Origin of the sequence: Williamsia sp. D3 (assembly GCF_000506245.1) — a bacterium.
GTDB lineage: Bacteria > Actinomycetota > Actinomycetes > Mycobacteriales > Mycobacteriaceae > Williamsia > Williamsia muralis.
Window position 1 is genome coordinate 76,024 of the sequence record NZ_AYTE01000026.1, and the last position, 15,407, is coordinate 91,430.

The following is a 15,407-nucleotide window of genomic DNA, read 5'->3' on the forward strand; positions in this document are numbered from 1 at the left end:
CGAACAGAAAGCGACCTCTCCGGTCCGCAGTGTGGTCCATGAAGAGGTCGTCGTCCTGTGCCGGCCGTACGGCGGTGGAAACGCTCAGGCAGATCTGCGTTCGGATTCGGTGCTGGTGGCCGAAGCGGCGTCCGTTCCCGTGGTGATCTGTCGTGGGTCCGGCGTCGCAGCGGTCGTCGGGGGTGTCTCCGTGTCCGACTTGCCGTCGTTCTGCATCTCCTTGACCTCGCTCTTGAAGATGCGCATCGACCTGCCCAGTCCGCGCGCGGCGTCAGGAAGCTTCTTTGATCCGAAAAGGATCAGAAAAACGACCACCACCAGGATGATGTGCCAAGGCTGTAATGCGTTCATGGTGCGGTTACCTCTCCCAATCGAGTATGTCTGCGATGCTACCCGGAAACCGGGCAGTCGACGTGTGAGTGCCGACGCTCGGCGGTTGCTCAGCTGTACATCGCCAGCGTTGCAGCTGCCCTGGCCTGGATGTCCGCGGCCATCTCGTCGGCATTGAGCACCTTGATCTTGCCACCGAAACCGAGAACGAACCGGGTGAGCCATTCGGCTGACCCGTACGTCATCGTTGCCAGCACCGGCTGATCCGAACCGGCGATCCCGTCAGGATCGACCGGCTCGATGAGGTAATAGTCGAGAACCCAGACCACCTCCGGATCGATCTCGATCACCGCCTGCGGCAACGTGGGGTCGGATTCAAAGAGCGCAAGCGTCTGGTCCGACTCGGCGTTCGCCGGTGGTCGTGCCACTTCATCGAGTACCGATGCCTCGTCGATCCGGTCGAAACGGAACAACCGGATACCGCCGCTCGAACGGCACCAGCCCTCCAGGTATCCGCGACCGTCCACCGCCTGGATACGGATGGGGTCGACGACCCGCTCGGTGACCTCGTCGCGAGATGCGGAGTAGTACCGCAGCCGAACCGCATGACGCTGACGTACTGCATCCCGCACGGCGATCACCGCAGGTGACTCGGCAGGATCGGAGTCAGAGGTCGGTGTCTCGGTGACGGCTTCCCCTATCGGGGTGCCCATCGCGTTCTCGATCTTGGCGATCGCCCGCCGCGCAGCAGCAGCATCCACCACCCCCGATGCGTCGATCAGCGAGCGCAGGGCCACCAGCAGTGGTGCGGCTTCGGCGGCGGTGAGCTTGAGCGGTCGGTCGATGCCCGCGGAGAAGGTCACCTCGACGCTGTCCTCGGTGAACGACAGATCGATGAGGTCGCCGGGCGAGTACCCCGGCAGTCCGCACATCCACAGTTGATTGAGGTCGTCCATCACCTGCTTCGGCGTCGTACCGAGGTCGCGAGCCGCTTCCGCAGCGCTGACCCCAGGGTTTGCCAAGAAGTACGGCACCATCACGAGCAGGCGGGTGAGCCGGCTGGTCCCCGAGCTCATGAGCTCACTCCCGCAAGGCTTTTCAGACCGTCGACCACGGTGTTGCGTAGTTCGGGGGGATCGATCACCACCGCGTCGGTTTCCGCTGCGAGAACCTGGCGGGTCAATCCGTCCACCGACCTCATCTCGATCTGGAGGACGGACCCCTGTCGGCCGTTGTGATCGCCGGGCTCCTCGCCTTTGGCCATCCGCCGCAGCCCGGCGGCTCGCTCCGCGGCGACCCACACGTGGGCCGTGACCGCAGGACCCGAACGGTCGACGGCCGCGCCCACGATGGCTCGCAGATCCACATCTCCGGGCCGTGCGAAGTCGCCGGGTTTACCGAACGGGGAGACCGTTGCGATACGGGTCAACCGGAACGTGCGGGTCTGTCCGCGGTCGCGGTCGTGGCCCACGAGATACCACCGACCCTGATGGGTGACCACTCCCCACGGTTCGACCGTGCGGGTGACGTAGGGCGCGGTACGCGATGAGCGATGTTCGAACCGCACCGGCCGGCTCTCCTCGAGAGCGGCCAGCAACGTTCCGAGGACTTCTGGCGACCCGATCCCACGAGGGGCACTCGAGTGAATTGCGGTGGCACCGGCGTCGAACGCGGATTCGGAATCCATCTGCACACCTGCGGCCCGCAACTTCATCAGCGCGCTGTTGCTGGTGGCCGCCAATTCCGGGGTGTCCCACAGTGCGGCGGCCAGCGCAACAGCGGCGGCCTCATCGGTGTCGAGGTCGATGTCGGGTAGCTCGTAGGATTCGCGGTTGATTCGGTACCCGTCGACCGGCGAGAACCCAGAACTACGTCCCGTCTCCAGCGGGATGCCGAGATCACGCAACTCGGTCTTGTCCCGCTCGAACATCCGATTGAATGCCTCGTCGGATTTGGAGTCCTGGTATCCGGCGACACTACTGCGGATCTGGTCGGCCGAGAGGTATTGCCGGGTGGCCAGCAGACAGATGACCAGGTTCATCAATCGTTCAACCTTATTGATCGCCACCCGGACAGCTTAGTGTCGGCCTCGCTACATGGAGGCAATCAGGCGATCGACGCGCTCATCGACATTGCGGAACGGGTCCTTGCAGAGCACCGTCCGCTGCGCTTGGTCGTTCAGTTTCAGATGCACCCAGTCGACGGTGAAGTCGCGGCCGGCCTTCTGCGCGGCCGCGATGAAGTCGCCACGAAGCTTGGCACGCGTGGTCTGGGGCGGGGTGTCCACCGCCGCGGCGATGGCCTCGTCGGTGGTGACGCGCGCGGCCAGGCCCTTGCGCTGAAGCAGATCGAAGACGCCGCGACCTCGTTTGATGTCGTGGTACGCCAGGTCCAGCTGCGAGATCTTGGGATCGGACAGATCCATCGAGTAGCGGTCCTGGTAGCGCTGGAACAGCTTGCGCTTGATGACCCAGTCGACCTCGGTGTCCACCTTGGCGTAGTCCTGCTGCTCCACCGCGTCGAGCATCCGGCCCCACAGATCGACGACCTGGGTCATCTGCTGATCTGGCTTACGGGTGCGCAGGTGCTCGACGGCTCTCGCGTGGTACTCCCGCTGGATGTCGAGGGCACTGGCCTGGCGGCCGCCGGCCAGGCGAACCGGGCGACGTCCCGTGAGGTCGTGGGATACCTCGCGAATCGCCCGAATCGGGTTGTCCAAGGCGAAGTCACGGAAGGCGACGCCGGCCTCGATCATCTCGAGGACCAGAGCCGCCGACCCCACTTTGAGCATCGTGGTGGTCTCGGCCATGTTCGAATCGCCGACGATCACGTGCAGTCGGCGATACTTCTCGGCGTCGGCGTGCGGTTCGTCGCGGGTGTTGATGATCGGCCGGCTGCGGGTGGTGGCCGATGACACGCCCTCCCAGATGTGCTCGGCGCGCTGCGACAGACAAAATGTGGCCGCCTTGGGCGTTTGCAAGACTTTGCCTGCGCCGCAGATCAATTGCCGGGTGACCAGGAACGGGAGCAGGACGTCCGAGATCTTCGAGAACTCACCGGCACGCACCACCAGATAATTCTCGTGGCAACCGTACGAGTTGCCTGCGGAGTCGGTGTTGTTCTTGAACAGGTAGATGTCCCCACCGATACCCTCGTCAGCCAATCGGCGTTCGGCGTCGATGAGCAGATCTTCGAGTACGAGCTCGCCCGCACGGTCGTGCTCGATCAGTTGTTGCAGGTTGTCGCACTCGGCAGTGGCGTACTCGGGGTGCGAACCGACGTCGAGGTAGAGCCGTGCCCCGTTCTGCAGGAACACGTTCGATGAACGGCCCCACGACACCACCCGGCGGAACAGATACCGAGCGACTTCATCGGGACTGAGCCGGCGGTGCCCATGAAAAGTACATGTGACACCGAATTCGGTTTCGATACCCATAATTCGTCGCTGCACGATTTCAACCCTACCGCCGAGTGTCCGAGTGGGTACGGATTCAGCTTTCGGTTCCATTGGAGCCACCGGCACCGGTCGCGCCGTCGGCGCCATCGGAGTCGGTGGAAGGACGTTCTGGCAACAGGTCCACCAAGGCGGTTCCGGTCAGCCGTCGGAACGCTCGTCGAGGCCGTCCGTGATCCAGAATTGCCACCTCGAGGTCGCCCGGTTCGAGCTTGCGCGGTTCGGCGGCGACTGAGGTGCTCGAGCCCGATCCGGTGCTCGAACCGTTGGGCGCAGGCGGGGTTTCGAGCGCCTTGATCGCCGAGGCCAACGCGCCTCGTAGATCGGCGTTCCCGTCGTAGGCGTCCTTCATGGACGCCGAGATCGCCTCGGTGGCGCCACCCATGACCAGGAACCGCGTCTCGTCGACGATGGAGCCGTCATAGGTGATCCGGTACAGCTGGGACGGGCCCGGCTTTCCGGGCCGGCTCACCTCGGCCACACACAGCTCGACCTCAAACGGTTTCGGCTGCTCGGTGAACACCGAACCGAGTGTGTTGGCGTAGGCGTTGGCGAGCGACAACCCACTCACGTCGGCACGGTCGTAGTTGTAGCCGCGCATATCGGCGTGCTGGATACCGGCCTTGCGCAGGCTCTCGAACTCGTTGTACTTGCCGACCGCGGCAAACCCGATCCGGTCATAGATCTCGCTGACCTTGCGCAGCGTGTTGGAGGGGTTCTCGGCGACGAAGAGCACTCCGTCGGCGTAGGTCAAAGCGATGACGCTGCGGCCCCGGGCAATACCCTTGCGTGCCAGCTCTGACCGGTCACGCATGATCTGTTCGGCGCTGGCGTAATACGGGAACGTCATGACTGCGTCCCTTCGACGGCGGAGCGACGGGTGATCACCGATCGGGCCGCCTCTTCGATCTGGGCGGCGGACACCTCAGCTGCACCTTCGGCGGTCACCACCGCGGCAGTCGGGTACAGCCCCCGGACCATGTCGGGACCACCGGTGGCGGAGTCGTCGTCGGCCGCGTCGTACAGCGATTCGACAGCGATCTCGAGAGCTTGGGAGGCGGTCAGGTCATGCCGATACAGCTTCTTGATGGCCGACTTCGCGAATACCGAGCCCGACCCGATCGCCTGGAACCCGCCGTGTTCCTCGTGGCGGTCCCCGGCGACGTCGAACGAGAAGATGCGACCCGGCCGCTGTGGGTCGATCGCATCGGAGTCGTAACCGACGAGCAGAGGGATGGCTGCGAGTCCGGCCATGGCCGCCTGGAGGTTGGAGCGGACCATCGAGGCAAGTCGATTGACCTTGCCGTCGAGGGTGAGCGAGACGCCCTCGATCTTCTCGTAGTGCTCGAGTTCGACGGCGAAGAGCCGGATCATCTCCACGGCGACACCCGCTGTGCCGGCGATGCCTGCCGCCGAGTAGTCGTCGGTGATGAATACCTTGCGCATGTCGCGACTGGCGATCATGTTGCCCGCGGTGGCTCGGCGGTCGCCGGCCAACACCACGCCACCCGGATACGCGATGGCGACGATGGTGGTTCCGTGCGGGATGTTCGCAGTTACCCCCTCGGGAAACCGGTTGACCGGCAACAGGTCTGGCGCGTGGTTACGCAGGTAGTCGGAGAACGACGAGATGTCCTGACCAAGTGACTGGATTCGATCGGTCACTGGCCGCCCTTCTGGACATAGGCGCGCACAAAGTCTTCGGCGTTCTCCTCGAGCACGTCATCGATCTCGTCGAGCAGGTCGTCGGTGTCGTCGGCCAGCTTCTCGCGACGCTCTTGACCCGCGCCCGAATCCGAACCGGCATCGTTGTCGTCGTCGTTACCGCCTGAACGCTTGGTTTGCTCCTGCGCCATCGCTGCCTCCTTCAGAACACGGCCCCGCCGGGGCCGTCCGTATATTCACACTACCGTTCAAAGCCGACACCGCTCGGGATATACGAGTCGTGCCAGATCCTCAATTCGTGAGCTGCTCCACGAGTTCGGCGGCCGAGTTCACCGAATCGAGCAGTTCCCCGACGTGCGCGCGGCTGCCTCGTAGCGGCTCCAGGGTCGGGATACGGACCAGGGACTCGCCGCCCAGATCGAAGATGACCGAATCCCAGCTGGCGGCGGCTATGTCGGCTCCGAACCGCCTGAGACATTCGCCGCGGAAGTACGCGCGGGTGTTCTCGGGTGGATTGCCGACGGCGTCCATCACCTGTTGCTCGGTGGTCAGCCGCTTCATCGAACCGCGCGCCACTAGTCGGTTGTAGAGGCCTTTGTCGAGACGGACGTCGGAGTACTGCAGATCGACCAGCTGCAACCGGGGTGCCGACCAGGCCAGACCCTCACGGTTGCGGAAACCCTCCAGCAGGCGCAGTTTCGCCGGCCAATCGAGCAGGTTTGCGCACTCCATCGGATCGCGTTCGAGCTTGTCCAGGACGTCGGCCCACGTGTCGAGAACGTCCTTGGCCCTGAGGTCATCGCTGTTGTTTTTGTCGTGGAAGGCGACACAGCGCTCGTGATAGATCCGCTGGATCGCCAGCGCGGTCATCTCTCGCCCATCGGCCAGCGCAACGGTGGTCTGCAGCGTTGGGTCGTGGCTGATGACGTGTACGGCGTGGACGGGGCGGGCCAGTTCGAGGTCACTCAATTCGACACCGGCCTCGATCAGATCCAGCACGAGTGAGGCAGTGCCCACCTTGAGGTACGTCGCGGTCTCGGCCAGGTTCGCGTCGCCGATGATGACGTGCAGCCGGCGATAACGCTCAGGGTCGGCGTGTGGCTCGTCGCGGGTGTTGATGATGCCGCGCTTGAGGGTCGTTTCCAGACCCACCTCGACCTCGATGTAGTCGGCGCGCTGGCTCAGCTGGAACCCGGCATCGTCACCGGACTGGCCGATACCGACGCGGCCGGATCCGGTGATCACCTGCCGGGAGGCGAAGAACGGGGTGAGTCCGGTGATCACCGAGGTGAACGGCGTGGACCGGGCCATCAGGTAGTTCTCATGGGTGCCGTAAGAGGCACCCTTTCCGTCGATGTTGTTCTTGTAGAGCTGTAGTCTCGGCGCCCCTGGAACGCTGGCGACATGCCGCGCGGCCGCTTCCATCACGCGCTCCCCCGCCTTGTCCCAGATAACGGCGTCGAGTGGGTCGGTCACCTCGGGCGCCGAGTACTCCGGATGGGCGTGGTCGACGTAGAGCCGGGCGCCGTTGGTCAAGATCATGTTCGCCGCGCCGACCTCGTCGCGTCGATGATGGGTGCCGGGCCCGAACTGCGACCGAGGTCGAAGCCGCGTGCATCGCGCAGCGGCGACTCCACCTCGTAGTCCCAGCGAGTGCGCTTGGCGCGGGGCACCCCGGCGGCCGCTGCATAGGCGAGGACCGCCTGCGTCGACGTCATGATCGGGTTGGCACCGGGATCGTTCGGAGCCGAGATTCCGTACTCGACTTCGGTTCCGATAATTCGCTGCATTCCCCGAGCGTAGCCGGGGGTCGCCGGGCCCATACCGAGCGCTCCCGTCGAATTGTCCGGCCGTCTGATGACGAGCTGGTGTACACAAGTTCTCGGGGGTCGCGAACCCGCTGTCGCGTGGGTAGGGTTTGCTCGGTGAAAGCACTGCGCCACTTCACCGTCCGCGCCCACCTCCCAGAGCCCCTTTCAGCCCTCGCCGAATTGTCGACCAATCTTCGTTGGTCGTGGCACCCGGCCACCCAAGATCTGTTCGCATCGATCGATGCGGATCTGTGGGCGACCGGGCAAAGATCCCGTGCGGCTGCTCGCCGATGTCGGACCGCAGCGGCTGTCCGCACTTGCCGCCGACGACGGCTTTCTTCGTCGCCTCGACGAGTTGGCGTCCGATCTGCAGAACTATCTGAACCGACCGCGCTGGTTCCAGGAGCAGGTGGCCTCGGGCAATCGCTTCCCCCGCTCGATCGCCTACTTCTCGATGGAGTTCGGTGTGTCGGAAGTGCTGCCGATCTACTCCGGTGGTCTCGGCATCCTCGCGGGCGACCACCTCAAAGCCGCCTCTGACCTGGGCTTGCCGCTGATCGGGGTAGGACTGCTCTACCGCTACGGATATTTCCGTCAGTCGCTGACGTCGGACGGATGGCAGACCGAGCGCTACCCGAATCTCGATCCCCAAGGCCTACCTGTGCGAGCGGTGCTCGACGCCGAGGGCAATCCGGTGACAGTGCGGGTTCTGATGCCCGACAACCGCGTGTTGCACGCCAAGGTCTGGATTGCCGACGTGGGTCGAATCCCCCTACTGCTCCTGGATTCCGACATCCCCGACAACGACACAGATCTCCGGATGATCACCGACCGGCTCTACGGAGGCGATCAGGAACACCGGATCAACCAGGAGATCCTCGCCGGTGTCGGTGGAGTGCGCGCGGTACGGGAGTACACCCGGATCAACGCCCTGCCCGACCCCGACGTCTTCCACATGAACGAGGGGCACGCGGGTTTCCTGGGCGCCGAGCGGATTCGCGAGCTGGTGAGTCCGGCCGGCGCCGGGCTCGACTTCGACACGGCCCTCACCGCGGTGCGGGCATCGACCGTGTTCACCACGCACACACCGGTTCCGGCCGGAATCGACCGGTTCCCGATCGACATGGTGCGCCGCTACTTCGGCGACGACGGCGGGCAGTCGACGTTGCTGCCCGGGATCGAACTGGCGAGGATCCTCGAACTCGGCCGGGAGAAGGACCCGACCGTGTTCAACATGGCGCACATGGGTTTACGGCTGGGCCAGCGCACCAACGGTGTGTCCAAACTCCACGGGGCGGTCAGTCGCGAGATGTTCGGTCCACTGTGGCCAGGCTTCGACGCGGCCCAGGTACCCATCGGATCGGTGACCAACGGAGTGCACGCACCCACGTGGTCGTCGCGGCGTTGGGCGGAATTGGCCACTGACGGTGAGTCAGGCGGTCTCACCGAGACCGACGCGCTTACCGCGATGAAAGATGCTCCGGCAGAGCAGATCTGGAAGACCAGAAATGAACTGCGCACCGAGTTGATCGCCGAGGTCCGCAGGCGCCTGCGCAAGTCGGGCCTCGAGCGCGGCTACTCGGCCGCCGAGCTGGGCTGGACTGCCGGCGTGTTCTCCGCTCGAGTGCTGACCATCGGTTTCGCGCGACGGGCGGCGACATACAAGCGGCTCACCCTGATGCTGCGCGACACCGATCGCCTCAAAGCGCTGTTGCTCGACAAAGAGCGTCCGGTGCAACTCGTGGTGGCGGGCAAGGCCCATCCGGCCGACGAGGGCGGCAAGGCACTCATCCAGAAGATCGTTCGCTTCGCCGACGCCAACGATGTGCGGCACCGGATCGTGTTCCTGCCTGACTACGACATGTCGATGGCTCGATACCTGTACGGCGGATGCGATGTGTGGCTGAACAATCCGCTCCGGCCGATGGAAGCGTGCGGTACCTCTGGCATGAAGTCGGCACTCAACGGTGGGTTGAACCTGTCCATCCTCGACGGATGGTGGGATGAGATGTCCGACAACGAGAACGGATGGGCCATCCCGACAGCGGACGGCGTTACAGACGAAGTCCGGCGCGACGATCTCGAGGCAGCCGCACTGTACGAGTTGCTCGAGAACGTGGTGGTGCCCAAGTTCTATGACGTGGGGCCAGACGGGGTCCCCACCCGCTGGGTGGAGATGGTTCGCCACACGTTGCATACCCTCGGGCCACAGGTCCTGGCCTCGCGAATGGTCCGCGACTACGCCGAGCAGTTCTACGCGCCGGCGGCCATCTCTGGCCACGCGGTGTCGGACAACGACTTCGCCGGAGCCCGCGAACTGTCCGGATTCCGTGCGCAGGTGGACGAGGCCTGGCCTTCGGTGAGGGTGCGCCACGTCGACACAGCCGGTTTGCCCGACACTCCCCTGCTCGGCTCGACCATGACGATCAGCGCTCATGTCGACCTCGCCGGTCTGAGTCCGGAACAGGTGCTGGTACAGGCCGTGGTGGGTCGGGTCGATGAGGAGGAGAACTTGTCGCAGGTCGTCACCACGACGATGTCGGTGAGCTCCGGTGGCAATCTGTCCGACGATTCGACGATCTTTGAGGTCGCCGTACCGCTTCCGATGACCGGACCGGTGGGATACACCGTGCGAGTGATGCCCACCCATCCCTTGCTGACCAACACTGCCGAACTCGCGAAGGTCGCCTTCGCCAATTAGGCCGCAAGGCCGCCGTCGGCCGGAGAGGCTACTTCTTCAAGACAGAGACTTCTTCTTCAAGACCAGGCGGCGGTAGGTGAACCAGGCGAGGATCAACGCGATCACCGTCATCGCGCCATAGGCGAGGGCGGCGTTGGCAACCGTCTGGTCCCAGATGGTCTCTTTTTGTGTGGACGGCGAGGACGGTGAGACAGCGCGCAGGTCAACGGCATTCGCGGCAGCGACGTACCCCCACCGGGCCGGGAAGATCCACGACAACTGCTCGAGGCCGACCCGCCCGGCGAGAGGGAACAACCCGCCGCAGAAGACGAGTTGCACCATCACGACCACCACGAGTGGTGGCATCGTCTGTTCACTCGACCGGACCGCCGCCGAGATGGCGAGTCCGATCAGTGTGCTGACGCATCCCAAGAAGGCGATGGCGACGAACAATTCGAGGGCACCGGCGGTGAACAGGCCAGGCCCCGGAGTTCCCTTGCCCGCGTACGTGATTGCGACCATCACCGCACACTGCAGCACGGAGACGGCAAAGAAGACCACGACTTTGGCCAACAGGTAGGCGCCGGGGCGAAGGCCCACTGCCCGTTCCCGGACAAAGATGGCCCGCTCCCCGACCAGGTCACGCACGGTCAGAGCCGCGCCCATGAAGCTCGCCCCGACCACCAGCACGACCAGGATCTGGACTGTCTCACCAAGACTCGTACTGCTGTTCACATCGAAGCCCGCGGTGCCTGGGATCACCAGCGACAGGAGCCCGAGCACGATCGGCAGCAGCGCCAAGAACACCAGGTAACCGGTGTCTGCCAGGATCAGCCGAACTTGTCGTCGCGAGACCGTCGACGTCTGGCGCGTGACACTGGTCTGGGGCGGGCGTATCGGCGACCCGACCCGCCGACTCGGTGGTCTGGCCGGCGGGCGTCGATTCCGGGCCCGATAGCGCTCGTGAGCGGCGTCCGGTTGCTCTGCGACGTACGCGAAGATCTCAGCCCAGTCCTCGGTGCCCATCGCCGGGCCGACTGCCCCAGGACTGCCGCAATAGGCGGTCTTGCCGCCCGGAGCGAGCAACAGCACTTGGTCACACATCGACAGGTACGTCAACGAGTGGGTCACCACGATCACGACACGTCCGGCGTCGGCCAGTCGGCGAAGAGTCGACATGACCTGACGGTCCAGCGCGGGGTCGAGCCCAGAGGTCGGCTCGTCGAGGATGAGCAGAGAGGGGCCGGTGAGCAACTCCATCGCCACCGACGCCCGTTTCCGTTGCCCGCCCGACAGCTTGTCCACCCTGGTGTCGAGGTGCTCGATGAGCTGCAGTTCGGCCAGTACGCCGTGAATGACGTTGTCGCGGTCGGCCGTGCTCATGTCCGGTGGCAATCTGAGTTCAGCTGCGTAGCGCAGCGCCTGTCGCAGGGTGAGCCGTCGATGCAGCACATCGTCCTGTGGCACCATTCCGATGCGCGTGCGCAGCGCCTCGTATTCGGCGTGCACACTGCGGCCTTCGAAGGTGACGGTTCCGGTGGACGGGTTCGCCCCGCCGGCGACTATCTTCGACACCGTCGACTTACCCGCCCCAGAAGGTCCGATGACGGCGGTGAGGCTCCCCGGCCCGGCCGCGAACTCGACTTCGTGGAGCAATTGTTTGCCGTCGATGTTCAGCCCGATCGCCTGCACGTGGAGACCGTCCGCGACCGCGGCCTGTGACTGTCCCCGGACAATCGTGCCGCCGTGGACCACGAAGTCGCTGTTCCCGATGGTGACCACGCTGCCCTCGGTGAGCAGCTGCCTGCTGATCCGCCGGCCGTCGACGTAGGTGCCGTTCACCGATCGGAGGTCCTCGATGACCAGGCCCTGCGGCGTCGCGGTCAATTGGGCATGGCGACGCGAAGCGAGAACGTCACTGACGACGATGTCGTTGTCCGGGGTGCGGCCGATACTCATTCGTGCCGAAGCCCCGATGTCGATGGCCTCTCGCCGCCCGGAGCCGGCCTGAGGGCTGATGTGGCCGTCCGGACTGATCTGGTAGACCGCCGACATGTTCTGATGCAGTGCCTGCAGGTGTGGCGCCGCTGAGGCCCCACTGAATCCTGGGGGTGCCGATCGCATGGGCGACGGATTCGCTCGAGGGGGTGGCTGGGCACCGCGGTGTGGAATCGGGGCCGACCGGTACTGGGCAGGCCCAGCATGTCCGCCGGAAGCCGGCTGCATCACCGCGATGTCGACCAGAGGCCCGGCCACGTTGTCGCCCACGCGAATTCGATGGTTGCCCGACAGCATCATGCCGGTGAGCCGCACGCCGTCCGCGTAGAAACCGTTGGTGCTGCCCACATCGACCATTCGCCAGGCGTCGCCCGCCCACTCGATGGCCAGATGGTGGCGCGAGACCATGGGGTGGACGATCGGTATGTCATTGTCCGGGGTGCGCCCGATGGTGAAGCGTCCGGCCTGTCTCAGGCGCTGCTCGGTGCCGTCTACCCAAATGCGGAGCGGCGTAGGCGATGCGTTCATTAACGCATCACTGTAGACGGCCCCGACCGCGTCGACGCGGTTCGTGCAGGCAAACGAGCATCCGCCGTCCGGAGACAGAAGAGCGGTGGAGACGAAGTCTCGACTTCGTCCCCACCGCTCCTGGCTCTGCGTGAGGTGCTACAGGTACTGACCGGTGTTGGTCTCGGTGTCGATCGCCCGGCTCGCACCCGAGCTCTTGCCCGTGACCAGTGTGCGGATGTAGACGATCCGCTCACCCTTCTTGCCCGAGATCCTCGCCCAGTCGTCGGGGTTGGTGGTGTTCGGCAGGTCTTCGTTCTCAGCGAACTCGTCGAGGATGGAATCGAACAAGTGCTGGATCCGAAGGCCTCCCTGGCCCGTCTCCAACTGCGACTTGATGGCGTACTTCTTGGCGCGGTCCACCACGTTCTGGATCATGGCCCCGGAGTTGAAGTCCTTGAAGTACATGATCTCTTTGTCGCCGTTGGCGTAGGTGACCTCCAGGAAGCGGTTGTCGTCACTCTCTGCGTACATTCTCTCGACGACACGCTCGATCATCGCCTTCACGCACGCCGCACGGTCCCCGCCGAACTCGTTGATGTCGTCGGGGTGCACGGGCAGTGTCGGGACCAGGTACTTGGAGAAGATGTCTATCGCCGATTCGGCATCGGGACGCTCGATCTTGATCTTCACATCGAGGCGACCCGGACGCAGGATGGCCGGATCGATCATGTCCTCGCGGTTGGAGGCACCGATGACGATGACGTTCTCGAGCCCCTCCACACCGTCGATCTCACTGAGCAGCTGAGGCACGACTGTGGTCTCGACATCAGAGGAGACGCCGGAACCGCGGGTACGGAAGATCGAGTCCATCTCGTCGAAGAAGACGATGACCGGGGTGCCCTCGGACGCCTTCTCGCGAGCCCGCTGAAAGATCAGGCGGATGTGGCGTTCGGTCTCGCCGACGAACTTGTTGAGAAGCTCGGGACCCTTGATGTTCAGGAAGTACGACTTCGCCTCTTTGGCATCATCACCACGCGCCAGCGCGATCTTCTTGGCCAGCGAGTTGGCAACAGCCTTGGCGATGAGGGTCTTGCCGCAACCGGGAGGGCCGTAGAGCAGCACGCCCTTCGGTGGCCGCAGCGAGTACTCGCGGAACAGGTCTTTGTGCAGGAACGGCAGTTCGACGGCGTCGCGGATCTGCTCGATCTGGCGGCCGAGCCCACCGATGTCCTCGTATCCGACATCGGGCACCTCTTCCAGAACCAGGTCCTCGACCTCGGCCTTGGGAACCCGCTCGAAAGCGAAGCCGGCTTTGGTGTCGATGAGCAGGGAGTCGCCGGGGCGCAGTTTGCGATTGCCCTCGACCTCCGAGAGCACACTCTCGCTCAGCGGTTCGGCCAGCCACACCACCCGTTCCTCGTCGGCATGTCCGACGACAAGCGCCCGCTGACCGTCCTCGAGGACCTCGCGCAGGGTGCTGATCTCACCCACCGAGTCGTAGGACCCGGCCTCGACGATCGTGAGGGCCTCGTTCAGACGCACGGTCTGGCCGCGACGAAGCGTGTCGAGATCGATGTTGGGAGAGCACGTCAGTCGCATCTTGCGGCCCGAGGTGAAGACGTCCACCGTCGAGTCCTCGAAGATCTCGAGGAGGACGCCGTAGCCACTGGGCGGTTGGCCGAGCCGATCCACCTCTTCGCGCAAGGCGATGAGCTGTGCCCGGGCCTCTTTGAGGGTCTCGAGCAGCTTGGCGTTGCGCGTCGTGAGCGTGTCGACACGTGCCTGCATGTCGTCGTCTCCGACTTTGCCGTACGAGCCGCCTCCCGGTGTGGGACCGGCCCCGGTGGCAGGGCGCGAAGACGATCCCCACTCGGCATCGGTCGCGGCCGAACCTTGTGGACCGCGACTCTGCCGAGGCTCGTCGTTGCTGGAATCCGTCATTTCTGACTCCTCTCCCCGAGTCGACTCTGCGCCACCACCACGTGGTGTTTTAGCGATCGACTCGTTACCCGAGGTTACCGGCGAATCGACCGGCTTGCCTCACGCCCCGCGGCACGTGGTGTTGTAGATGTGTTAATAGTGTGTCGCCGCAAGGTTTTCCGACGCTACACCAAGCAGGTCAGCCCTTGCTGGGACGCCGATGAGGCCTGGGCGGTGCGGTACCCTCCGCCAGGCGTCGGGTGGTCACCAGAAATGCGGTGTGACCTTGCATTTTGTGTCCGGGGCGGACGGCCAGACCGACCACGTTCCAGTCGCGTACCAGTGATTCCCAGGCGCGCGGTTCGGTCCAGCACTGTTGCTCACGGATCGCCTCGACGACTCGGGACAATTGGGTCACCGTCGCCACATAAACGGTCAGCACCCCGCCCGGCTTCAGGGCTCGACGCACCGTGTCGAGCGGTTCCCACGGGGCCAGCATGTCCAGGACCACGCGGTCGACGTCGGCAGTCCCGGGGTGGTCGGACAGGTCGGCCAGGGTCAGATCCCAGTTCGGCGGTGGTCCGCCGAAGAACTCGTTGACATTGCGGACCGCATGCTCGGCGTGGTCCTCGCGCACCTCGTAGGACAGGACCCGGCCGTGCTCGCCGACAGCGCGTAGCAGCGAGCAGGTCAGGGCGCCCGACCCCGCACCCGCCTCGAGAACGGTGCATCCGGGATGGACGTCGCCCTCCATCACGATCTGTGCCGCGTCCTTGGGGTAGATGACCTGGGCACCACGAGGCATCGACAACACGTAATCGATGAGCAACGGGCGCAGCGCAAGGTACGGGGTCTGCGATGTGGACTTGACGACGATTCCCTCGTCCGACCCGATGAGGTCGTCATGCGCGATGGCGCCCTTGTGAGTGTGGAAGCTCTTGCCGGCTTCGAGCCGGACGGTGAACTTCCGGCCCTTGGCGTCGGAGAGCTGCACGCGGTCGCCGACGGCAAACGGACCTGTTGTTGACATGGGGCGGTG

At 64.7% G+C, this 15,407-nt stretch carries 10 protein-coding genes and 2 pseudogenes; 1 reads left to right on the top strand and 11 read right to left on the bottom strand.

The annotated features are described in order from the left end of the window. Positions 1-84: 84 nt before the first annotated feature. The 8 genes and pseudogenes from tatA to dop all read right to left on the bottom strand — a co-directional run bounded on the left by tatA (position 85) and on the right by dop (position 7,239). The gene (gene tatA / locus W823_RS45430) at positions 85-351 is read right to left on the bottom strand and encodes a Sec-independent protein translocase subunit TatA (protein ID WP_023959224.1); all 267 of its coding nucleotides are present in this window, start codon (positions 349-351) and stop codon (positions 85-87) included. A gap of 89 nt (positions 352-440) precedes the next feature. Next, positions 441-1,406: a YafY family protein gene (locus W823_RS45435; RefSeq protein WP_023959226.1), complete on the bottom strand. Its 966-nt coding sequence runs from the start codon at positions 1,404-1,406 to the stop codon at positions 441-443. Continuing rightward, positions 1,403-2,398 (bottom strand): YafY family protein, encoded by a 996-nt coding sequence (locus W823_RS45440; RefSeq protein ID WP_023959228.1) that lies wholly within the window; start codon positions 2,396-2,398, stop codon positions 1,403-1,405. Before W823_RS45440 ends, W823_RS45435 begins: the two co-directional genes overlap by 4 nt. Before the next feature lie 24 nt (positions 2,399-2,422). Continuing rightward, positions 2,423-3,781, bottom strand: a complete 1,359-nt coding sequence (pafA, locus tag W823_RS45445) for a Pup--protein ligase (RefSeq protein WP_081729813.1) — start codon at positions 3,779-3,781, stop codon at positions 2,423-2,425. 40 nt (positions 3,782-3,821) lie between these two features. Next, positions 3,822-4,634, bottom strand: a complete 813-nt coding sequence (gene prcA, locus W823_RS45450; RefSeq protein WP_023959232.1) for a proteasome subunit alpha — start codon at positions 4,632-4,634, stop codon at positions 3,822-3,824. After that, a complete protein-coding gene (prcB, locus tag W823_RS45455) occupies positions 4,631-5,449 on the bottom strand; it encodes a proteasome subunit beta (RefSeq protein ID WP_023959234.1) in 819 nt (272 codons plus the stop codon). Before prcB ends, prcA begins: the two co-directional genes overlap by 4 nt. Then, complete coding sequence (locus W823_RS45460; RefSeq protein WP_023959236.1) at positions 5,446-5,640, bottom strand: ubiquitin-like protein Pup; 195 nt, start codon at positions 5,638-5,640, stop codon at positions 5,446-5,448. Before W823_RS45460 ends, prcB begins: the two co-directional genes overlap by 4 nt. Before the next feature lie 100 nt (positions 5,641-5,740). Further along, positions 5,741-7,239, bottom strand: a pseudogene (dop, locus tag W823_RS45465) (depupylase/deamidase Dop). A gap of 135 nt (positions 7,240-7,374) precedes the next feature. On the opposite strand from dop, the pseudogene glgP reads away from it, so the two are divergent. After that, positions 7,375-9,961: pseudogene (glgP, locus tag W823_RS45470) on the top strand (alpha-glucan family phosphorylase). Between the two features lie 36 nt (positions 9,962-9,997). Here glgP and W823_RS45475 read toward each other — a convergent pair. The 3 genes from W823_RS45475 to W823_RS45485 all read right to left on the bottom strand — a co-directional run bounded on the left by W823_RS45475 (position 9,998) and on the right by W823_RS45485 (position 15,398). Further along, on the bottom strand, positions 9,998-12,466 hold the full coding sequence (locus W823_RS45475) for an FHA domain-containing protein (RefSeq protein ID WP_023959240.1): 2,469 nt from the start codon (positions 12,464-12,466) through the stop codon (positions 9,998-10,000). 138 nt (positions 12,467-12,604) lie between these two features. Then, positions 12,605-14,389 (bottom strand): proteasome ATPase, encoded by a 1,785-nt coding sequence (arc, locus tag W823_RS45480; protein ID WP_023959242.1) that lies wholly within the window; start codon positions 14,387-14,389, stop codon positions 12,605-12,607. 178 nt (positions 14,390-14,567) lie between these two features. Further along, positions 14,568-15,398, bottom strand: a complete 831-nt coding sequence (locus W823_RS45485; protein WP_023959244.1) for a tRNA (adenine-N1)-methyltransferase — start codon at positions 15,396-15,398, stop codon at positions 14,568-14,570. Positions 15,399-15,407: the final 9 nt, after the last annotated feature.

Excerpts from the sequence above, each read along its gene's own strand:
- tatA (WP_023959224.1), bottom strand. The coding sequence starts at position 351 with ATGAACGCATTACAGCCTTGGCACATCATCCTGGTGGTGGTCGTTTTT.
- W823_RS45435 (WP_023959226.1), bottom strand. The coding sequence starts at position 1,406 with ATGAGCTCGGGGACCAGCCGGCTCACCCGCCTGCTCGTGATGGTGCCG.
- prcA (WP_023959232.1), bottom strand. The coding sequence starts at position 4,634 with ATGACGTTCCCGTATTACGCCAGCGCCGAACAGATCATGCGTGACCGG.
- W823_RS45460 (WP_023959236.1), bottom strand. The coding sequence starts at position 5,640 with ATGGCGCAGGAGCAAACCAAGCGTTCAGGCGGTAACGACGACGACAAC.
- W823_RS45475 (WP_023959240.1), bottom strand. The coding sequence starts at position 12,466 with ATGAACGCATCGCCTACGCCGCTCCGCATTTGGGTAGACGGCACCGAG.
- arc (WP_023959242.1), bottom strand. The coding sequence starts at position 14,389 with ATGACGGATTCCAGCAACGACGAGCCTCGGCAGAGTCGCGGTCCACAA.
- W823_RS45485 (WP_023959244.1), bottom strand. The coding sequence starts at position 15,398 with ATGTCAACAACAGGTCCGTTTGCCGTCGGCGACCGCGTGCAGCTCTCC.